Source organism: Serratia sp. PL7 (assembly GCF_945957435.1).
Map to the genome: position 1 here is coordinate 97,910 of NZ_CAMFLB010000008.1, position 21,363 is coordinate 119,272.

The 21,363-nt window shown below is 50.1% G+C and carries 21 protein-coding genes, 1 tRNA gene and 1 pseudogene; 8 read left to right on the forward strand and 15 right to left on the reverse strand.

What is annotated here, in order from left to right; genetic code table 11:
- Positions 1–62: 62 nt before the first annotated feature.
- Genes N6G83_RS28125 through rimJ form a run of 3 tightly spaced genes read right to left on the reverse strand, consistent with a single transcriptional unit; the run spans position 63 to position 2,212 of the window.
- Positions 63–980 (reverse strand): Gfo/Idh/MocA family protein, encoded by a 918-nt coding sequence (locus N6G83_RS28125; protein ID WP_211134580.1) that lies wholly within the window; start codon positions 978–980, stop codon positions 63–65.
- Entirely contained in the window at positions 973–1,617 is a 645-nt protein-coding gene (locus N6G83_RS28130) for a YceH family protein (protein WP_098930863.1), read from the reverse strand. The genes N6G83_RS28125 and N6G83_RS28130 overlap by 8 nt, the downstream gene beginning before the upstream one ends.
- A gap of 10 nt (positions 1,618–1,627) precedes the next feature.
- The gene (rimJ, locus tag N6G83_RS28135) at positions 1,628–2,212 is read right to left on the reverse strand and encodes a ribosomal protein S5-alanine N-acetyltransferase (protein ID WP_021181129.1); all 585 of its coding nucleotides are present in this window, start codon (positions 2,210–2,212) and stop codon (positions 1,628–1,630) included.
- A 334-nt stretch (positions 2,213–2,546) separates the two neighbouring features.
- Between rimJ and mdtH the strand changes: the two genes are divergently transcribed.
- The 4 genes from mdtH (at position 2,547) to N6G83_RS28155 (ending at position 6,949) form a co-directional block, all read left to right on the forward strand.
- Positions 2,547–3,752 carry a multidrug efflux MFS transporter MdtH gene (mdtH, locus tag N6G83_RS28140; protein ID WP_211134581.1) on the forward strand — a complete coding sequence of 402 codons (1,206 nt, stop codon included), beginning with the start codon at positions 2,547–2,549 and terminating at the stop codon, positions 3,750–3,752.
- 169 nt (positions 3,753–3,921) lie between these two features.
- The gene (grxB, locus tag N6G83_RS28145; RefSeq protein WP_199063658.1) at positions 3,922–4,569 is read left to right on the forward strand and encodes a glutaredoxin 2; all 648 of its coding nucleotides are present in this window, start codon (positions 3,922–3,924) and stop codon (positions 4,567–4,569) included.
- Positions 4,570–4,600: 31 nt separating this feature from the next.
- The gene (locus N6G83_RS28150) at positions 4,601–6,241 is read left to right on the forward strand and encodes an ABC1 kinase family protein (RefSeq protein ID WP_074028701.1); all 1,641 of its coding nucleotides are present in this window, start codon (positions 4,601–4,603) and stop codon (positions 6,239–6,241) included.
- A 144-nt stretch (positions 6,242–6,385) separates the two neighbouring features.
- A complete protein-coding gene (locus N6G83_RS28155) occupies positions 6,386–6,949 on the forward strand; it encodes a lipoprotein (protein WP_024530478.1) in 564 nt (187 codons plus the stop codon).
- 37 nt (positions 6,950–6,986) lie between these two features.
- Here the strand turns inward: N6G83_RS28155 and N6G83_RS28160 are convergent, their stop codons facing one another.
- From N6G83_RS28160 to ghrA, 3 genes are all read right to left on the reverse strand, one after another.
- Positions 6,987–7,565, reverse strand: coding sequence for a molecular chaperone (locus N6G83_RS28160; protein ID WP_211134582.1), 579 nt, complete (start codon positions 7,563–7,565; stop codon positions 6,987–6,989).
- A 38-nt stretch (positions 7,566–7,603) separates the two neighbouring features.
- On the reverse strand, positions 7,604–8,341 hold the full coding sequence (locus N6G83_RS28165; protein WP_024530476.1) for a phosphatase: 738 nt from the start codon (positions 8,339–8,341) through the stop codon (positions 7,604–7,606).
- A 105-nt stretch (positions 8,342–8,446) separates the two neighbouring features.
- Positions 8,447–9,388 carry a glyoxylate/hydroxypyruvate reductase GhrA gene (gene ghrA, locus N6G83_RS28170; RefSeq protein ID WP_211134583.1) on the reverse strand — a complete coding sequence of 314 codons (942 nt, stop codon included), beginning with the start codon at positions 9,386–9,388 and terminating at the stop codon, positions 8,447–8,449.
- A 225-nt stretch (positions 9,389–9,613) separates the two neighbouring features.
- Between ghrA and N6G83_RS28175 the strand changes: the two genes are divergently transcribed.
- A tRNA-Ser gene (locus N6G83_RS28175) sits at positions 9,614–9,703 on the forward strand.
- 496 nt (positions 9,704–10,199) lie between these two features.
- Here N6G83_RS28175 and N6G83_RS28180 read toward each other — a convergent pair.
- The 3 genes from N6G83_RS28180 to N6G83_RS28190 form a co-directional block, all read right to left on the reverse strand.
- Complete coding sequence (locus tag N6G83_RS28180; RefSeq protein ID WP_260524066.1) at positions 10,200–10,934, reverse strand: hypothetical protein; 735 nt, start codon at positions 10,932–10,934, stop codon at positions 10,200–10,202.
- Positions 10,935–11,150 carry a hypothetical protein gene (locus N6G83_RS28185; RefSeq protein ID WP_260524067.1) on the reverse strand — a complete coding sequence of 72 codons (216 nt, stop codon included), beginning with the start codon at positions 11,148–11,150 and terminating at the stop codon, positions 10,935–10,937. It abuts the gene before it with no gap.
- A 142-nt stretch (positions 11,151–11,292) separates the two neighbouring features.
- A complete protein-coding gene (locus tag N6G83_RS28190; protein ID WP_211134586.1) occupies positions 11,293–11,808 on the reverse strand; it encodes a hypothetical protein in 516 nt (171 codons plus the stop codon).
- A 182-nt stretch (positions 11,809–11,990) separates the two neighbouring features.
- Here N6G83_RS28190 and N6G83_RS54960 point away from each other — a divergent pair.
- The 3 genes and pseudogenes from N6G83_RS54960 to N6G83_RS28200 form a co-directional block, all read left to right on the forward strand.
- Positions 11,991–12,197 (forward strand): annotated as a pseudogene (locus tag N6G83_RS54960) (hypothetical protein); the annotation flags it as partial.
- 211 nt (positions 12,198–12,408) lie between these two features.
- On the forward strand, positions 12,409–12,474 hold the full coding sequence (locus N6G83_RS54835; RefSeq protein ID WP_282440788.1) for a hypothetical protein: 66 nt from the start codon (positions 12,409–12,411) through the stop codon (positions 12,472–12,474).
- A 1,234-nt stretch (positions 12,475–13,708) separates the two neighbouring features.
- The gene (locus N6G83_RS28200) at positions 13,709–14,497 is read left to right on the forward strand and encodes a malate dehydrogenase (RefSeq protein ID WP_260524068.1); all 789 of its coding nucleotides are present in this window, start codon (positions 13,709–13,711) and stop codon (positions 14,495–14,497) included.
- 392 nt (positions 14,498–14,889) lie between these two features.
- Here the strand turns inward: N6G83_RS28200 and N6G83_RS28205 are convergent, their stop codons facing one another.
- The 6 genes from N6G83_RS28205 to lsrR all read right to left on the reverse strand — a co-directional run bounded on the left by N6G83_RS28205 (position 14,890) and on the right by lsrR (position 21,152).
- Positions 14,890–15,732, reverse strand: coding sequence for a nucleotide-binding protein (locus N6G83_RS28205; protein WP_260524069.1), 843 nt, complete (start codon positions 15,730–15,732; stop codon positions 14,890–14,892).
- Between the two features lie 285 nt (positions 15,733–16,017).
- A complete protein-coding gene (locus tag N6G83_RS28210) occupies positions 16,018–16,689 on the reverse strand; it encodes a dTMP kinase (RefSeq protein ID WP_260524070.1) in 672 nt (223 codons plus the stop codon).
- 348 nt (positions 16,690–17,037) lie between these two features.
- Entirely contained in the window at positions 17,038–18,048 is a 1,011-nt protein-coding gene (locus N6G83_RS28215) for an AI-2E family transporter (RefSeq protein ID WP_024528863.1), read from the reverse strand.
- 131 nt (positions 18,049–18,179) lie between these two features.
- Complete coding sequence (locus N6G83_RS28220; protein WP_024528862.1) at positions 18,180–18,530, reverse strand: cupin domain-containing protein; 351 nt, start codon at positions 18,528–18,530, stop codon at positions 18,180–18,182.
- Between the two features lie 11 nt (positions 18,531–18,541).
- Positions 18,542–20,134 (reverse strand): autoinducer-2 kinase, encoded by a 1,593-nt coding sequence (gene lsrK, locus N6G83_RS28225; RefSeq protein ID WP_211136442.1) that lies wholly within the window; start codon positions 20,132–20,134, stop codon positions 18,542–18,544.
- A gap of 52 nt (positions 20,135–20,186) precedes the next feature.
- The gene (gene lsrR, locus N6G83_RS28230; protein ID WP_161629484.1) at positions 20,187–21,152 is read right to left on the reverse strand and encodes a transcriptional regulator LsrR; all 966 of its coding nucleotides are present in this window, start codon (positions 21,150–21,152) and stop codon (positions 20,187–20,189) included.
- Positions 21,153–21,363 lie beyond the last annotated feature (211 nt).

The window sequence follows — 21,363 nt, forward strand, 5'->3', positions numbered from 1 at the left end:
GTTGAGTGGCGTTAGTCTACGGCTCCGCGCCGCTAATAGCTACCGCCATATGTTACATAGGGTTAACTGGCATCACGCAGCATTTTCTCGATCAATCGCTGGGCGTAAATGGCCTGTTCTCCGGCGGTTTCCGGCACGGTCTGGTTGCTGATGGACTGAATAAAATGGTGCACCGCACCGGCAAAACCGCGTTGTTCCAGCGTGGTTTGCCAGCCTGGGGCTGGTTTCTCGAGCACGCCTTGCGGGTCTTCCCGCAGCCATTGGCGCATATCGTTCAGCTGATAGACCGCACCGTTGGTAACCGCCTGCACGCTCTCCCGTTGGCTGCCTGCACGCCGGTGCATGCTGGTGGAAACGATGGTGTCACCGCAGGCAAAGTGGTGTTCCGCGTAAAGCATCTCGCCCGCTTCGTTAGCGCGCAACTGGCCACTCTGCAAGCTGGCGCTCCCGCCACCCAACCACAGCGCGGTATCCACCACGTGCAGATAATCATCCAGCAGGGTAAAACGCAGATCCTTTGGCCCTACGCTATCGGCGCGGTGTTTATCCATACGGATCGAGGCCGGTAGCTGCATTTGTTGTTTCAACTGGCGATACAACGGCGCAAAACGGCGGTTGAAGCCCACCATCAGTGCCACACCCTGCTTTGCGGCCAGCTCGATCAGTTGCTCGCCCTGTTCCAACGTTTCCGCCAGCGGTTTATCCACGTAGACGTGTACGCCCTGCGCCAACAGCTCACCCACTACCTGAAAATGGCTAGCCGTGCTGCTGTGCACGAACACTGCATCACACTGTTGTGCCAGGCTATCAAGACGAGAGAAATAAGGCATACGATAGCTATCGCATACCGGCTGGGCTTTTTGCTGATTCGGTGAAAAGCCGCCTATAAACTGCCAGTCCACCGCTTGAGAAAGAATTGGCAGGTAAGCCTTTTGCGCGATGCCACCTAAACCCACGACCCCGATACGAAGTTTACTCATGTGAACCCCGCGCCAGCAACTGCTGCACCTGTTGTTTCAATTCAGCGACTTCGGCCTCCAGACGCACCACGCGTTCAGTCAATTCACCCGCATTGGCCTCCTCGGCTTCAGCCGGAGCCGCATCAATCTGGCCGCTGAACAGGTGCATAAAGCGGCTCTCACGCTTGCCTGGCTCACGCGGCAAACGTACCACGAACGGCCCATCCTCACGGGTCGACAACTGTTGCAACACCTCTTCCACTTCGCTGACGTCGTTGAATTCATGCATCCGGTTGGTGCGAGTACGCAGTTCACCCGGCGTCTGTGCGCCACGTAATAGCAAGGTCGCAATCACCGCCACTTCGGCCGGTGACAGTTTCAGTTGGCCGAACTCGGAGTTGCAAAAACGCTGCTCATACTTGACTACCCGATTACCAAAACCACTTAAGGTGCGCAGGAAGTGCCTTCTTAACAGCAAATCAAGCTGCTGTTGAACTTCGCTTTCCGACAGGTCCATCACCGGCTCGCGGTTGGTTTTTTGATTACAGGCCAGCGTAATAGCATTGAGGGAAAGGGGATATTGGTCAGGCGTGGTCACCTGTTTTTCCATCATGCAACCGATCACTCGGGCTTCTTTGGCATTTAATTCATATTTCATTGTTACGGCCTCAGCGTGGCGGTTGCCACTCTTTATTGGTCAATGCGGTTAGCACATGATCCTGCCACTGTCCGTCGATCAGCAGGTAATCCTTGGCATAGCCTTCGCGTTCAAAGCCGAGCCGGGTCAGCAACGCACCGCTGCGTTGGTTATGCGGCATATAGTTGGCCATAATGCGATGCATCCGCTGTTGACGCTGCATATAGCGGATGGCCGTTTGCAACGCTTCGTACATCAGCCCCTGCCCTTGCCACTTTTCACCCAGGGAATATCCCAGGAAGCAGGCATGGAACGAGCCGCGCAGCACATTGCTGAAATTGGCGACGCCGCACACATGGAGTTCTTCCGGATCGAGCAGGATAAAATAGTAGGCACTGCCCTGCTTTTGCATTTCCGTGATCATACCCAGGCGGGCTTGCCAGCCAGAGGGGTAACAGTGACTATCATCGCGCACCGGCTCCCAGGGCTTCAGGAACGCCCGGTTTTCGGCATAGTATTCGGCCAGGCGGTAGGCATCGCGTTCGTGAACTAAACGGACAACCAGCCGGTCGGTGGTAAGGCGTATTTTCGGTGATGCAGAGCGATAGCCAAACATCATTTCCCCCGCGGTCAGAACGGTTCGATAAGAAGTATTGATTGGGTCAACATCTACAGGGTCAGGCATTATCTCACATGACTCATGGCAGACTGTCGGCGTAAAACCGCGTATTCCCCCGGTAATATAACCGTAGCCCGCCCAGCAGGTAAGCCCCTGAGCGCTCAGTAAATAGCCAGTTAGCTGTTTTGCCCATTTTTAAGTGTAGTTTTGCCACTCAGGTAACGTATTGACGATTAAAAAATATTATCTATCACCCCCCTATCAGACATTACGTATTGGGTAGAGAATAACCGGGTAGTCTTTCTCTCCTTTTAACTGCTCGTGGTGAAGCATGTCTCTGGTATCGCAAGCTCGGAGCTTGGGTAAGTATTTTTTATTGTTTGATAACCTGTTGGTGGTTTTAGGCTTTTTCGTCGTCTTCCCACTTATTTCTATTCGCTTTGTCGATCAACTTGGCTGGGCGGCCGTGGTCGTGGGGTTGGCACTGGGATTACGCCAGCTCATTCAGCAGGGATTGGGGATCTTTGGTGGAGCGATTGCCGACCGTTTTGGCGCCAAACCGATGATCGTCACCGGCATGTTGCTGCGTGCGGCAGGCTTTGCCACCATGGCGATGGCCGATCAACCCTGGATACTGTGGTTTTCCTGCGCGCTGTCGGCCATTGGCGGCACCCTGTTCGATCCGCCCCGTACCGCGCTGGTGATCAAACTGACCCGTCCACATGAACGCAGCCGTTTTTATTCGCTGCTGATGATGCAAGACAGCGCCGGTGCCGTTATCGGTGCGTTAATCGGCAGCTGGCTGCTGCAGTACGACTTCCATTTCGTCTGCTGGGTAGGCGCGGGTATTTTTGTGCTGGCCGCAGGTTGGAATGCCTGGCTGTTACCCAATTACCGGATCTCTACCATTCGGGCACCGATGAAAGAAGGCATGATGCGCGTACTGCGCGATCGCCGCTTCCTGACCTATGTGTTGACGTTGACCGGCTATTACATGTTATCGGTGCAGGTGATGTTGATGCTGCCAATCGTGGTCAACGAGATCGCCGGTTCGCCGTCGGCGGTCAAATGGATGTACGCCATCGAAGCTGCGCTATCGCTCTCATTGCTATACCCACTGGCCCATTGGAGCGAAAAGCACTTCCGACTGGAACAACGCTTGATGGCCGGCTTGCTGCTGATGACCCTCAGCCTGCTGCCTGTCGGCTTTGCCACCAGCCTGCAAGCGGTGTTTACTCTGATCTGCTGCTTCTACCTGGGATCGATCATCGCCGAACCGGCACGTGAGACCCTGAGCGCCTCACTGGCCGATTCACGGGCACGCGGCAGCTATATGGGCTTTAGCCGCCTGGGATTGGCACTCGGTGGCGCATTGGGTTATACCGGCGGCGGCTGGATGTATGACACCGGCAATGCGATGGGTATGCCGGAGTTGCCCTGGTTCCTGCTGGGGCTGGTAGGCTTTATCACGCTGTTTGCCTTGTACTGGCAATTTAATCCGCGTACCGCAGCCCCCGCGATCCTACGTGGTGGCTGATTTTTGCCCGGAAGCATCCCTTGCGCCCAGTCTCTGGCGACCAAACCTGCCAAAGTTGCTATCCTGATAGTACAAAAAACGGCGCAGAAAGGCTTATGATGGCGCATCATCCCACGACAACCTGCGCAGCGGCCAAGACTGGCTGCCAACCCCGACAACAGGAGCATGCATGAAACTGTTTATTTACGATCACTGCCCATTCTGCGTAAAGGCCCGCATGATTTTCGGCCTCAAGGATTTGCCGGTACGTTTAGTGACCCTGTTAAGCGATGACGAAATCACCCCCATCAGTATGATCGGCAAGAAAATGGCGCCAATCCTGCAAAAAGACGACGGTAGCTATCTACCCGAAAGCATGGATATCGTGCATTACGTCGATAACCTGGACGGCAAACCGCTACTGACGGGGAAAACCAATCCGGCCATCACCGCGTGGTTGCAATACACTGCCACCTACGTCAACAAACTGCTGTTACCGCGCTTTGCCAATGCCGATTTCGAAGAGTTCGCCACTGACAACGCACGCCGCTATTTCAGCGACAAAAAACAGGCGGCCAGCGGTGATTTTGCCGTGTTACTGGCCGACAGCGCCGATCTGATCGCCCAGTTGGAACAGGATCTGGCCACGCTTTCCCCGCTGATCCAGTCATCGGAAGCGGTCAACGGCACTCTCAGTGAAGATGATATCCATCTGTTTCCGCTGTTACGCTCGCTATCGATCGTGGCCGGTGTCGCCCTGCCGGACAACGTGGAGGCTTACCGCAACCGCATGGCGCAGCGAGTTGATATTCCGTTGCTGTTCGATATGGAGCAATGATCCACAACGGCGATAAGGGAGTCACGCGCAGATGCTAAAAATGTTTTTTGTCACCGCTCGTGACCGCGCCAGGCTGCAAGAAATCTCATCCGTACTGATCCGCTACGGTTTGCAGGATGTCATCAGGCTGCTGGGGTTAGGCAAAATGCTTGGCGGCCTGAGCAGCGGCGGCGTGGAGGCCGATAATCAGACATTGCCAGAACGCCTGCGCGCGGCCCTGGAAGCGCTGGGGCCAACCTTCGTTAAATTCGGCCAGATCCTAGCCACCCGCACCGATCTGCTGGAACAGCGCTGGACAGACGAACTGGAGCGTCTGCATAGCCAGGCGACAACCCTACCCTGGGAAAAGCTGGCCGCGCAGATCACCGCCGATCTGGGCGGTGACCCTGAACGAGTATTTGCCCAATTCGATCCGATCCCGCTAGCCGCTGCCTCTATGGCACAAATCTACCGCGCCCGCCTGCACAGTGGCGAGCAGGTGGTGGTGAAAGTGTTGCGCCCTGGATTAGCCAAAACCATTCATGCCGATCTACGCCTGTTGGCCTATCTGGCCGAAACCGTGGAACAACAAAGCCCGGCGCTGGCGCGTTATCGCCCACACCAGATGGTGCAAACGCTGGCCACCGCGCTCAATCACGAGCTGGATCTGACGCATGAAGGTAATAATTGCGATCGGGTTGCGGAAAACTTTGCCAAACAGCCCGAAGTGGTGATCCCGAAAATTTATTGGCAGCACTCGTCAAAACGCTTGCTGGTACAACAATATCTGCCCGGCATCGCCCCCGAAAATCCGCAGCAATTAGCCGCTGCCGGATTCGACGGCCCGTTGCTGGCACAGCGTGGTGCGCAGGCCTTTATGACCATGGTGCTGGAACATCGGCTGTATCACGCCGATCCTCATCCCGGTAACGTGATGGCTTTGGGCGACAACCACGTAGGGTTTATCGATTTTGGCATGGTTGGCCAACTGTCGGAACGGCGGCGTAACCAGCTTCTGCTGTTGCTACAGGCCATTGCGGAGCGCCAGAGCGACGGCATCGTCAATACGCTGATCGCCTGGTCTGACAGCCAGGAACTGGATCTGACCGATCTGGAACAGGCTGCGCAAAACTTTCTCGATAAGCAGGCTTCGAGCACTCTGACGCTAGGCAAGGCACTCACCGACCTGTTAGTGATGGCCCGTGAGCATCAACTGCCATTGCCACCCGATCTGGTGCTGTTATTCAAGGCGCTGATCACCGCAGATGGCGTGTTACACCGCCTGGATCCCGCCTTTGATATTGTTGCCACCCTGAAACCAATGCTGCGCCAGGTGATGCTCCAGCGCTATACACCCGAAGCGCTGCGCCGTCGTGCTTTATTGCTGGGTGGTGAGGCGCTGGATGCCGGAGAGGAACTGCCGCAGGCCATTCGCTTGCTGATGCGCAGGTTAAAGCAAGGCAAGATCGATGCTGAAATCAACGTCAAGAACCTTAACCAACTGAGCAAAGCTCTGGAACGCGCAGCGGTCACGCTGGCCATTGCTATCGTCACGGCGGCATTCGCACTGGGCCTGGCTCCTTATCTCATGCGCTCCACCAGCCAGCTTTGGGGCATTCCTCTGTTCCCCGCGCTCGGCGGGCTAACCTGTCTGGGAGGCGTGGTGCTGTTGGTATGGCGGCTGCGGCGATAGGTAATTTCAGCCTTATCCGACTAGGTAAAAAACCCTTTGCGCCGTGTCATCTGTTATCCTGCAAGCTGAAATTTTTCTTTGCTGGCAGTCGCCTTTGGTTTGCAACAGTCAAAGTCTGCCACATTTTCGTTTTACGAGGTTTGAATGAAGAAGATCCTGATGGGCGTGGCCGCCCTGGTCGTTGCCGGTACGCTTATCGGCTGTAACCAGCTTACCCAATACAGCGTCAGCGAGCAGGAAGTGAATAATTACCTGCAAAAACATAACGACTACCAAAAGCAGATCGGCGTTCCGGGGTTGGTTGATGCCAATATCGTGCTAACCCAGTTGCAGAGCCAGATTGGTCGTACAGAACCTAATAAGGTAACGCTTTCCGGCAATGCCAAGGTCAACATCACCTCGATCCTCGGCCCACAGGCCGCCGATTTGCAGCTAACGTTGAAGGCGCAACCGGTCTACGACCGCGAAAAGGGAGCGATCTTCCTCAAGGACATGGAGTTGGTCGATTACCAGGTGCAGCCGGAGAAGATGGATACGGTGATGAAAGCTCTATCGCCTTACCTGAATCAGTCGTTGAAATCGTATTTCGATCAGAAACCAGTGTATGTTCTCGACGCGGATAAGAGCAAAACGGAAGCCATGGCACTCAAGCTGGCTAAAGGGTTGGAAGTGAAGCCCGGTCAGTTGGTGATCCCGTTCACCGATTAATTCTTTTGGGCGCAGTCTAGGCTGCGCCCTCTCACATTTACTCTTCTTCGTCCTTCCCTTCTTCATCCTGCTCATACTCTGCTAGCTCATCACACATGGCGGCGATGGCATGGCGAGCGATCTCTGCCAGAGTACGGTAAAAACCGCTGGTGACGTGTGCTTCAACCTTACCCAGGAAGCGGCCACACCAAGGCAGCAAGAACTCGTTAAACAGCGTGATTTGTGCCTGGACTTCATCTTCCTGCGACTGATCCTCCAACCAGGAGGCGGCCAGCAGCAGCGAACCGAAATGATCGGCTGGCGCTTCGCCTAATGGCATCCCACGCTGTTGGAGAAATACCCGCACGTCCGCTTCGCTGGCACCTTCAACGTAGGACGAGCGCAGTGGTGAGACGCTGCACTCGCTGCCGACAAACAGGGCGTTAAAATCGGCGGCCAACTGCGGATCGGTACAATGCTGTTGCAAACGAGTCAGCAGTTCGTCCTGCTCGAGCGGCCAGTGCTGTTGCAGTTTACCCTCTTTGATCAAGGTAAACAGCGGCTCCAATAACGGATCCTGCGGCTGGCGGTAAAACAGCGTACCTAACACCCGGCAGACAACGGAAAACTCATTCATGATAACACCCTATAAAACTAAAATTTGCCGTGACGATGTCACAGATCGGCTAATTCCGCAATTGCCGGTCTGCCACGCTGCTCAAGAAAGTTCAGGATCCGGCGCGGTGACACATTTAAAATGCGCTCCTGCGGGAAATTCACTTCCTCAATGATACGCTCGCAATGTTCAAAACCACCGAGAGCAAAAGCCACGTGCGAGTCAGAGCCTAATGCCAGCCAGCCGCCAGCGTCACGCACTGCGGCAGCTATTGCACGACAATTTGATTCACTGCCCTTACGGGAATGAATAAACGAAGAGTTATTCAGCTCCAGCGCTACCTGATATTTGGCTGCCGCTGCGGCAATCGCCGGGATATCGACCGGATATTTGGGGTTGCCCGGATGGCTGATGATATGGACATCACCCTGAGCCATGGCGGCAATCATCGCCTCGGTGTTGGCGGCCCGATCCTGAGGTGCAAATACCGGCTCATGGAACCCGGCAATGATCAGATCGATTTCGTTGAGCATGGGACCGGTGCAGTCAATATCACCGGCCAGGTTTTTGATATTGGCCTCAATGCCGCGCAAAATGCCAATGCCATCCACCAGGCGTGGCCACACACGCATGTTCATAAAGTGCCAGTAGTGTGGCGCATCGGCCATATCCGGCCCGTGGTCGGTAATGGCGAACAGTTTTATACCTTTGTGTTTCGCTTCGGCGATATAGTCGTGCAGGGTGCTATAGGCATGGGTACTGGCTACGGTATGCATATGTAAATCAACGGGGTACATTCTTTCTCCTTCTTAGGCGCTCGCCAGAGTCAGCGGATGGCGGCCAATCCTTGTTCATGATAGCAGTTAACGCGGCTATCGACATGTTAGCGGGTTGTGAAAGCATCAATAGCCACGCTGAATATCAACCAGGCCTGAAGGCTGTTCACCCGCCTCGAGCCGCAGGAGATTGGCGCTAACCTGATCCATGGCCTGTTCCGGCAAGGTAACTGCAGCAATATGCGGGGTAATAGTGACACGAGGATGACGCCAGAAAGCATGAGCGGACGGCAAAGGTTCATTGACGAATACGTCAAGCATGGCGGCCGCCAGTTGCCCTTGTGCCAACATCGCCAGCAGATCGTCTTCCACCAGATGGGCACCGCGAGCAATGTTGATCAGGTAAGCGCCCGGTACCAAACGGCTAAACAGCTGGCGGTTGAGGATACCCGCCGTTTCAGGCGTATTAGGCAACAGGTTGATCAGCAACCGCGTGCCATCAAGAAACGCCGCTAACTGAGGTTGCCCAGCAAAACTCTGTACTTGCTCAATCTGCTTGGGGCTGCGGCTCCAGCAACGGACGTTAAATCCGAACGCCACCAGCTTTTGCGCCACGCTTTTCCCCAACACCCCGGCGCCCAGGATGCCGATGGTAAAATCACTCTGCTGATGAGGCTCAAGCGGTAACCAGTTCTGCTGTTGTTGCTGCAACTGATATTCATCAAAACGACGGAAATAGCGTAACACACCGGCTAACGCGTATTCATCCATCTGCTGCGCCATGCCGGTATCTTCCAGCCGGATTAGCGGCACTCCCGCCGGTAGGACTCCTGGATGCTGGCGTTCCTGCTCAAGAATGGCGTCTACTCCAGCCCCAAGAGCAAAGATACCTTTCAGATCGCGGCGGTTGGCCAGCATTTCATAAGGTGGCCGCCATACTAGCGCGTAGTCCGCCGGGCGATCGTCCCCCGGCTGCCATGCCCGGTTATTCGCCTGTGGTAAGCGCTTCGCCATTCCTGCCAGCCAATCTTGCGCATCAAAAAACGGGTGATAGAAAATAATATTCACTGCCGGTTCCCTTCTTGGGTGGATTTTTAGCTATCCTTTCGCGCTTTGCCACACGATGCAAGAATAAACTGGCAGGGAGAAGGCGGAATTATCGTGCGACAAATCAGCAGATTGCTGGAAGTTTGGCTAAACGCACGCGGTTATGGCACAAGGCTATTGACGCTGGGATCAGATTCTCCTACATTAGCGCCCGTCGACAGCGTAAACCGTTGCCGATGACAAAACGGTGAGGTGTCTGAGTGGCTGAAGGAGCACGCCTGGAAAGTGTGTATACGCGTAAGTGTATCGAGGGTTCGAACCCCTCCCTCACCGCCATATTTAAAGAAGAAGTCTGAACTCACGTTCAGACTTTTTTTTTGCATATTCCCCGCACTGGGAGGGGTGAGAATCCTCGACAGGGTTCGACAAAATGGCTCGCAGCGCAGAGACATTTTGGACGGCCGACGGGCCGCCCGTAGGGTGCGGATCAACTGTTTGCTAGTTTGCGCAACAAACAATGTCGAAAAAAGAAAATTAAAACCTCAGGACTTCTGGGTGCATCTGTTATGTCCGTATGCCGGATTGAGCCCCCAGAGGTATGCCAACTCAAAACCGGCAATATCCAGCAGCATGATGGAATTTGGTCCTGTTTGTGTTTTTTTATAGAAAATACTGCTCATTTTTCTCCAAACTTTCCAAGCAACTAACGCCACATTAACGTGTGAGCAACTCTATCACTAAACCTAAAGCATTACTCCATAAACACAAAATCCAACCTTAAACTAAAAGTGCCAAGCGTTGGAATTACTCTTAAAAGCTTTGTTATGATTTTCTAAAAGCCGACTGCCAATCCATGAATAAACTCTTGAACTTTCTTGTAGCCCTCTCCAGAAAGGTCTGTGTTTAAAATGTAAGTCATCCCCCTAGTTGGTACAGGTAAGTATAGACCTTCATATTGAACCACAAAGCACTGATTAATTTGAAAAATTATACCAAAGACACAACTGCCCATTGCATAGCGAAGAGATAAAGCACTATAGAGTGACGTTTCTGCCTCATGCATGATGTAACTTTGAATTAACTTTTGAAAATTTACGTCTTCTAAAACACTGTCAATAACACTTTGATCAAATCGCTGAAAATCCTTCAGTCTGGCATGGTTTTGGGCAAAGACTTCGAATATTCTTTGAACAAAGCTTTGAGCCTTCTCCATTGGGAAGATGTTCGAAATATCTAAAGCAACAAATCCAAATTTAACTTCATTCATCGCAACTCTCTTCTCAATTTGATCTTTCGCCTTGTCGACATTTTTGACTAGGTTTTTAAGGCTTCGAATGTTTTTACACTCAATTGCAATATTATTGCCAATTGTTACGTCACCCCGACCTGACAAGTTAACTTTATCGCTGTCACTAATAGCCAAAACGAATCTAACTCCCATGACGAATTCAAAGACAAAGTCGTGGTATTTTTCTTTATCATCTTGAGAAAGATCGTACTTACCTTCAATAATTTTCAGTATATCATCATCATTGAAGTCAATTCCGTTATCAAAAATAACATTCAATTAGTTATGTTTGATTACAATTTCTAAAAGCTTAGCCATTTCTACAGGCTTAAGTTCTAAAATATTCTCGAGATCTCGACGAATATTACCAAATCTAGTATTCATCACATTTGTTCGAGGTCTAATCTTTTTAAGCCATTTTTCAATGTTTGAAATTAACCGATCGAACTCAATTATCAACTCATCAATATTATGACTTGTTTTAACTGTACTCATCAAGTATACCTATACTGTTTTTTTCTATAAAACAATGCTATTTTAAGGTGTTAGCAATGCGATATCGCCGCCTCCGCAAACCACCCTAAACACAACGCATAGTAAAAATGTCACGCATTGAGAATCACTCTTAAACAATTTGTCAGTTTTTATCTGTCAACGCACGAATATCTTCAATGAACTTAATATCGTCAGAAGAGAATACTGTAAATTCACGCTCAAATGTTTCTCTATTCAATTCCTTAGAAAATTGACCATTACTCACGTACTTTTCGGTATAGGATATCAACTTACTTAAACATTCATCTGCCGTTGTACAATCTAGGTGAAAAAACGACATCAAGTCTTCAGTAAATCCTAGTGACGTGGTGTCTGAGCTACGAGCAGAAAAGCTTGCTTTGATAGCCACTTTAGTTATATCTTCAATTTTTTTGATTGAAACAACTGGCTCATCGATATTTCCGCACCAACGAACCTCACTGTAATACCCATCTACTGGTTCATTAATTATCAACTGAAATACACTTTCAATGTCAGTTTTTTCGCTATTTTTATGCGCAATAGCTCCCATTAGAAAAGGAAATGTAACCCCATACTGCCCTTTCCCCATAAGTTTCCATTGCTGAATAATATTGAACCAAAATGGATTTTTCATCATAACCTCCAAATATTAATGACAATCTACACATTAAGTAATAAATATAGCTTTAAAAACATAGCAGTGGTAAGCGAGAAACGCACGGTTCGTATTCCCTACGTGCTGACACTAGAGAAAGCCACTGCGCTGATCGCTCGGCTTGGTCAGTACTGGCTTCGCTAATGTAAGGCGCAGGCTTACGTGTAGCGGAGGCCGCACGTTTGCGCATCAAGGATATAGACTTTGACAGGCAGGTCATCACCATTCATGCTAATAAAGAAGCCAAAGAACGTACAACGCTCTTACCTGCCCCCTTGATCGCACCACTACTGGAGCATGTTTCACGCCTAGGAACAACAGGACATCTTTTATCAAGCACTCATCAGCCTACCATTTGCGTTATAACATAGGTACCTCCAGTGCCGGGCGTTCATTCTAGTGGTAGTGGCTTTTCCCATCGGCGGGGCTTTGCACGGATGAAGACGAGCAAGCAGATCTTTCTCCATCACATTCACGTCAGAGCAATACAGAAAGCTGTCAGACAATCCAATCTGCATAAACCTGTCAGTTACCATACCTTTCGCTACCGGACTGCTGCACCGTGGCAGTGATATCCGAACAGTGCAGACGCTACTCAGGCATACCAATGTACGCACAACGCAGATCTATACGCATGTGCTGGGCTAGGGCTTTGCTGGTGTGGTTAGCCCGCAAGGGTGAACACTTTAACACCTAGTATGCCGCCATTTGTTTACTGCTCTCATCAGACAAGGCTACCGCCCCTGAATTACAGCCTCCAGTCTGCTGCTTTTACTTGTGTCCTTGCACTAGCATGGCTCATGAGCGACTCCGACAAGATGATTGCCGAGTTAGTTATTTTACCAAACGGGGCTTGGCAGGGAAGAAGGAAATAGTTGTTTTATGTGTAAGATCAATATCTGTATTCCCTCTATATTTATTCAAAAAGTTTCCCTATTATCCATCCACGCCCCTCCCTCACTTCCCTGTGTGTCAACTTAAGCCTGAGCCAACTGATTTTGAGATAACATATAAATTAGGGCACTCAGTACCTAAACCAGTCACACCAGCCGACACCAAGGTCATGGTGTCCGCATTAGTCGCATTAATTCGCCAACGAGGCAAATCCGGCCAATAGACTCGCCCCAGAAACTCCGTATTCATCATGCAGTACTTCTGTTTCATCGGCAGTAAATATGTCAGTTATACACTTAGTAAAAGGAGCTCAATTGAGCTCGACATAACGGCCAGAGAAGATCGCAACGCTACCTACATTACCATAATGAATGATGTTGACTTTACTGTATTTTACTCTATAAACAGCTGCGTGATTATTGGGCGAGGCCTGAGTCAATCAGTTTATTTTTTAACCGCAAAACCAATATAACTCACTGATATATATAGTTGTATTTGAGTGTCAACAGACAAAAAAGTGTCAACCTATGCTAGGACTAGTCAATATTCCCCACACTGGGAGGGGTGAGAAGCCTCGACAAGGTTCGACAAAATGGCTCGCAACGCAGAGACATTTTGGACGGCCGACCGGCCGCCCGCAAGGTGAGCTTGCGAATAGGATCCATCGTCGACTATGAGCGATAAGCAGACATAGTACCGTCCGATACTAATCACCGCAGAAATTAAAAAATTTATTCATTCTACTGAAAAGCTATGAAGTAAATAAATCGGATTGGGGCGCGTACGGTACTGGACAGTTTTGCATTTCCGGGCGGTTTTGTCCTGTCTCATTCTGGCGATCGGACAGCGGAATGCCGCAGCTGGCAGGATCACGGGGGGTACTGGACAGAATGACTGTTACGTCCAGTGTGAAGGAAAGAAAGTTAAGTATGGTAGAATTTCTATACGTACATACTTTGTTACCCAACTATGCAGCCCGGAAGGCACCATGACAAACCAACAACTGGAAGAAAGATTTAAGGCGCTTGAGAAAGATTATGAGACGCTCATTTCCACAAAATATACTGAGCAGAGCGCTCTCACTCACATTATGGAAACCTATGTTGATTCCGGTAAATATAAAAACTGGATCGCCAGAGTGAAAAAGTTAATAGAGGACAGCTACGGAAAAGAGTCTGATTATTACAATGAATTCAATACTGTAAACAGCAGTTGGTCTAGTAATTACAAAACCCTGATAAGAAGTTATAAGCCGTTGTTTGATGCGGCGAGAGATGATCTTGCGCACTCTGCTGTCAGTACGAATGCACCTCAAGAAAGTTCAGCGCTGAGCCTCGTGCTTAATATTCTTAACAGGTTTCCGGCCTTTGTTCGCCAGTTAAAGAGACGGCACAGCGGCCGTGCACCGCTTGAAGTTAATGATGAGTATGACGTACAGGATATGGTTTATGCGCTGCTGACGCTTCACTTTAATGATATAAGGGCAGAAGAGTATACCCCCAGCTTTGCGGGCGCAGCCTCAAGACAGGACTTTCTTTTGAAAAAAGAGAAAATTGTGATCGAGGTGAAGAAAACCCGTGAATCGCTGGGAGCCGGTAAAGTTGGCGGGGAGTTGCTTATTGATATGGCACGCTACCGCGCTCACCAGGACTGCGATACGCTGATCTTGTTTGTATATGACCCGGATTGCTACATAAATAATCCTTTGGGTGTGAAAACCGATCTGGAATCTAAAGATGCGGAAGGAAAAGTGAAAGTGATTATTGCGCAGTTCTGACACGCTTAAGTGTCACCTTACAGGGTTAGGTTTGTGGCCGTGCCAGCCGGGCGAGCATAAAAAAGGCCGCTGGCACGGCCGGATTTGTTATCTTTGCTAGTTCGAATCAAGATCTACGTGAAAATCCGCAGGCTTAAGCTGTATTAGCTCAAACCTGAACTAACAGTTTCCGCGGATAGAACGCTATCTTATCTGACAGTCGGCCTTGAGCGCACAGAGGAAGTACGCAAACGTTATCAACTCTTTTATAAGTATTAATCTCATCCCCATGTTTTAACCAACAAGGAAAAGGTCACAGTCAATGAGTGATTATATAAAAAGGCGAGTATTATTGTTAATGCAATGCTCGCCAAATAATTACAGGTCTAGTTAACTAAAAGTCAAATAATCAGCTACATGAACGCTTTAGGGTTGATATCGTATCCTGCGGCTGTCAACTCTTTAACCAGATCAAGTTTCCATGCGCCTCGGGTATCTAAGTCAATATATACAACACCACTAATATCGTTAGGCGCCTCTACACCTTCCACTAACAAAGCAGAAACTCTGGACCTACCTAAGCGACCAATAAAATAACCATGCTCAAATACTACGTTCTGCCTTGCTCTTGATTTAAGTTCAGGGTTATCAACTTTTTTTGCCCCTATATCGCAGGGGGTATAGAGCACTACCGCAAAACCAATATTACTATGTGCTTCTATTTTCTCAATTATCGTGTTGCTTGAACTAGCCTGCTCGTGCAGTATGATGGGTTCCAGACCCGCTTTATCAAGGAACCTAGCCATCTCAGACTTAATTGCGTTATCCTGCCCGTGTACCACGAAAACCTTTTTGTTGTCAGCATGGAGGCTCAAAGGAACAGCAGTTTCTCTAGAAGAAATGGAATTTTTTTCAGTGACTTCCCTAATTAAATCCCTGGTTATATCTGTGGTATATCCATCACCTGAAATTACATTTTCACTAGTAATATACGTAATGAAACCATCTGGAATTTCATTGTTTGCTTTCGTGGTCAGCTCGGCAGAACTCATTTCTGATTTTTTGATTTTAAGTGAGCGAATATTAGCAGGCTTTAAATATGCACCGTCAATATAAACCTCTTCTTTTTTAGAGTATGGATTTATTACTTCAGACTTAATTTCTTCAAGGTCTCTTCTATCATACTCTATTATTTTTATAAATCTTTTATTTGCATCCCTGTCAATGGTTTCAACAACAATATGGTAATAACTCATAATTACACACCCTTATCCTTTCAAAAACGATGGTAGGAGTAAAGCAGAACATCTTTATGTTTACTACAATACCACAAGGAAAACAACTAGATGCAGATGGTCGTCTAAATCCATACATTTCAACACAAGTTAATTCCCGCCTAGAGAGCGCTCTACAAGGCAGGTACTGAAGATTGCGAACATTGAATCAGTGAGCTGAACCAGTTGAATAACACACACTGATCTCAGCAACGTCAGCTCCTGGCACAAAGCTACCCTTCAATTTGTCGATTTACGAGCAACGATTCAGCCTGCAACCAGGCCCGCAGATGAATGCGGGGGAGCGTAGGAAGCCGCTGAGGCGGGGGATCCGAGCATACTGTAAATCTCAGAAATGACCTGCATTGTTGCGTCTTCAATTCTTCCTTCATTACGGCATAAAACCCAGCCGTGATTTGCAATTTCTCGCTCGAATGCCCTGGTACAAGCGACATGCTCCTCCACCTTAGAAATCACTGTACTACCTAGCCCACGCGATCGGGCCGTGGCCCTTGCCCATGAAATATCAGGCGCAGTAATCACCCCGACATGCAGGTCTGGCGCTCGCACGTTTCGTTCAATATTAAGCTGTAAAATCTCTGCGAATGGAACCATTTGCCGAAACGCGGCATCCGAAGGGTACCAGCGATCCATCAAGATAATGCTGTCCAGTGGCTGCTTAGTCAGCACATGCTGGGAAATCCAAGCACGGCTATCAGCAAAGCGCTCACAAACCTCCAATTCCAAATCCAGGGTGGGATTTCTGGCGTGCTTGTTAACGAGGGCCATTGTTTCCGCCCTGTAGGGATCGCTTTTTTTCTCGCAGAGTCGGATCACCTTCTTGTTGTCAGCCCTTAATACTTTTGTAATGGCCTCTAACAGTGTGGTTTTACCGGCTCCCTTGGGCCCATCCAGGGAAACAAACAACTGACGACTCATTCTTTAAATGACGATGGGTATACGGTTTTTGTAAAGCCTACATCTTGCAAAAGCATCTTCCTTCTTTCGTATGAGTTGTATGTCGACCTGACTAGACCTGTTAAAAGTGTTGCGACTGTCTTTAATAGTGGCGCTGCTTTTAACTTTAATGGGATTAAAATTTACACTTCAGAGTAGGACCATGAAGGTCTCACAGTCTTACTCTGCTTCTTGTTATCATTGAGTTATGTTGATACGTCCGCTTCTGGCACATCACGGACATTTCAACTTTGCCCTACCGCACATCTGAACTCATTACCTACTTTGCAAAAACATAGTTGGTTCGCAAAATGGCCCCTTCCCCGCCCCTCAAATCAGCTTAGCTTCTCTAAGTTCACTTTTCAGATAAGCATAATAGATAGGAGCGGCAACCACACCAGCCAGACCGAATGCCGCCTCAAAGACCAACATCGCCAGCAAGATCTCCCAAGAGTTAGCCCTGATTTTAGTGCCAACAATACGGGCATTGAGGAAATACTCAAACTTGTGGATGACGATCAGGTAGAGCAGCGCAATCAGCGCCACTCCGAGTGAAACCGACAGGCCAGAGATGAAAACAATGGTGTTGGAGATCAGATTGCCGATCACCGGCAGCAGGCCAAAGATAAAGGTAAACACCACCAGCGTTTTCGCCAACGGGATATGGATCCCACACAGTGGTAGCACACCAAGGATAAAGATAGCCGAGAAGAAGGTATTGATTGCCGATATTTTAACTTGCGCAAACACAATATTGCGGAACGCCTGTGATAGCAGCGAAATCCTTTTCATCAACTCACTTTTCAGTAATGGCCGCTCCTCGCTGCTATCAATGTTATACAGTGAGACTATGGCACCGAGCACCATCCCAATCAGCATGGTCACCAGGCCATGCAGTACGCTCTTGCCCATCGTCTGTAACAAAGCGATGTGCTGTTGCAGTCGGCTCAGGATCTCGTTCTTCAGCTCTTCTACACTCAACGGCAGATAGCCCGGCAGATATTTTGCCACCTCTTGCTGGACATCCTGCAGGATGAACGCAATACGGGTGTTGATGCCAGAGATATTCTTCATATCCTGCATCAGATAGCCGACGAGACTCCCCACAATGGTGATCAACAGGCCGACCACCAAGGTACTGATCACCGCGACAACCAGCCATCTGGCCCGATGGCCGCCAATCACCTTCTGAAAATGTGGCGTAAGGATATTCACGATCTCGTAAACCAGAAAACCCGCCATAAAGCAGGTAAGAAGATGCAACGGCAACAGCAGCAGGATCCCCCCCATCACAAAGATGAAACTGATTATCCTGGCCTGTTTAACATTCATTATCTGCATTGTTACTCGCTTGTCCTTGAGAGGATAAGATTTTTAAGTACCTGTTTTAGTATTATGTTTTATTTAACATGCCAAACAGAACACGACAACTTAAATCACCTGGCTTCAAGGCGAGAGCTCAGGCTTGCTCCCTAATAGCTCTCAGGCTCTGCGGGATGGCTATCCCCTAAAATATGCGGCGATTTCACGAATACCCCTTTCCACGGTACCGAGCCAGTATTGACCAGAAAATGTGCCTCGCCCGGATCACACTGCAACACATCTCCTTCACGCAGTATCTGCATCTCGCCTTCCAGATACAGACACACCTCTCCACTGAGAGTATAAAAGACTTCGCAAACCTCCTTGTGGCGGTGATTTCTGAATGACTGGCCTGGCTGCAACACCACGACGCCCATATCGCACATCGGCCCACGGATCAGATATTTTGGGCCATTGTCGCCGAAGCGATAGTCATGCGCCATTTCATTGGTCTTGATCATGATACCCTCCTTTAAAGGCCAGGAGCCTTCCACATTGACGTCGTTAATCCGTGATCAACCAAACCAAGTTGATCCAGATACACCTCCAGCCATTTTTGACGTGCCTGTTGATAAACTTCACTGTTTTCTGGATTCGGGATATGTTCCCTATCCCAACGCACCAAGCTCTCCCCCGCATCAGCCAACGACGAATAGACCCCTACCCCCACGCCAGCCGCAATAGCACATCCCAGCGCGGTCGCTTCCTTAACCACCGGGACTCGTACGGTCAGTCCTGTGACATCGGCCAGGATCTGGCTCCAGAGCGTGCCTTTTGAACCACCGCCGGCAAACACCAGCGAATCGGCTTTGACACCTGAAAACTCGGCGATTTGTTGTAGATTACAGGCCGACACTATGGCCGCGTTCTCTTCAAGGGCGCGGAACAACGTAGCTTTATTGCACTTTTCCGGATCGATCGACAGGTTGATAAATGAGGGAGCGGCGTGATACCAGTTCTTAAAGCGCATGACATCGGAGAAGATGGGCATAACGCCATGAGCACCTGATGGGACCCGCCTGGCCATATCTTCCAGCAAGGCATAGGTATCCACGCCCAGACGTTCACCAATCAGCTTTTCCTCGGCGCAGAAGGCATCACGGAACCAGCGCATGGTCAGCCCGGTAAAAAAGCTGATGGATTCAGCCTGAACCAGGCCCGGGATCACATGTGGGTTAATGCGCACATTCATATTGGGATCGGTGACAGGCTCAGGGAGGTTCACCACCTGCTGCCAGAACGTTCCCCCTAATACGGCGGTCTGCGCTGGTCTGACGATACCTAGACCCACGCATCCCAATTGAACATCACCGCCCCCGACAATCACCGGTGTACCAGCCCGCAAACCTGACAGTGCGGCAGCGTTGTCCGTCACCGCCCCCAGTGGTGTTCCCGTCTCTTTTACCGGTGAAAGAATATCCGAACGCAGGCCCGCCATTTCCAACAGGCCTTTTCTCCAGTCTCGCGTGACCAAGTCAAGCAACCCGGTAGTCCCGGCATTTGATGGGTCAACCGCAAGTTCACCGCTGAGCATATAAGCCAGCCAGTCACTGATCATGGTGACCGCGGCGGCCTGGCGATAGATGTCAGGACGGTAGTGCGCCAACCACAGCAGCCGGGGCATGGCGCTCAGCGCCAGCGTCTGCCCTGAACAACGGTATACCTCATCTTCAAAAGTATGGTGGTGGATCTCTTTTAACTCGCTGACCTCACGCGTTGCGCGTGCATCTACGTTGGCGCAGGCCCAGATCGGCTGTCCCTCCGCATCATAGATCACAATCCCTTCACGCATTGAACACGCAGCCACGGACGCAATCGCCTCCGGCGCAATGGCCGCCATCTTTAACGCCTGATGGATGCATTGGCAGGTGAGGTGCCAGTTTTTGGCAAGATCGAATTCCATGGAGCCCGGTACATCAGGGACCGCCAAATGTTGCCATTCGGCTTGCCCTACTGAGACTTGATTGCCTTCCAAATCAAAAATTACCGCTCTGATGCTGCCGGTACCGGCATCCAGAGCCATCAGGTATTGGCCTGATGTGGCAGGAGTACAGAGTCGAGCCATGAGTTTGTCCTCGGCTGGTGTTTGAGACAGTCTGTTACATCGCTATTAACCTTTACTTTCCAATAAGCTTGAGCATTTCTGCCGCCGTGTCCTGATCGGTAACTAACGCGTTGATATAGCCGCCCTTCAATGCCGCCACGATCGCTTCGGCTTTTGGTACTCCCCCCGCAACCCCGACAACGGTAGGTATGGTGGCAAGCGCGCTCAAGCTCAGCCCTATCAATTCTTGATGAATTTGCATGTCGGGAATGATTGCGCCGCTGGCATCAAAAAAGTAACCGAGAATATCGCCAACGGCGCCTTTGCGGCCAATCATCAGTTGCTCGCCTTCGGTGATATAGCCAGCGCGTAAAATGGTGGCGGCATCTTTTTGATTCACCGCCCCGATCCCTACTACGGCGACATCGGCAGCCTGGGCTGCCAGCAGCACGTCCCTGACACTATTTTCATCCCGCAGGGTACGGGCAATATCGGCAGAGGAAGCGCGCAACGGAGCTGGGATCATGCTGACGCTGCAGGCGGCATCCAACTGACCAATCCCGGTCATATAAGGCCCTACGCCACCGGAAAGCGTGACCAGGCGAATTTGCTGCGAAGAAATGAAGCCACTCAGTCTTTTCAGGGTGCTCATGGTCGCTTCGCCAAACCCCGCCGCCAGCAACTGTTGTGTCTCCAGGGACTCCATCAGCATGTGTGCCGCACCAATCCCCAACCTCGCGCTGTCATCAGCCTCGGCCAACGCGGGCAATACGCGAATGTTTTTCAGGTCAAAGTGTTTTTTCAATGCATCTTCATACTGTAGGCAACCTTCAAAGCGGGAGTTAATCTGCACCCGAATGATCCCGGACTGATGCCCTTTCTCCAGCAAACGCGAAACTTTAAGGCGCGTCAGCCCAAGCCGGGCGCTGATCTCGCTTTGCGTCAGCCCATCGTGATAGTAAAACCAGGCGATGCGGGCCACCTGCTCCTCCTCACACATGCCATGTTCGGTTATCAATGCACTGTCATTTATCGTCATAAATCCGCTTCTCTTTGAACATTTTTAAAACTTGAACACAATTGTTCCGCTATCGCTCAACAATAGCTGTGAGTCATGCCACAAATATACACCAAATTTGAACATCGGTTTTATTAGCATACAATTATTCAAAAAACGTGATCGCAGTGATGGTTTTATCGCCAAACCATGACTAAGGTTATGAACAATTAGTTTTCTAAAAAATATTTGT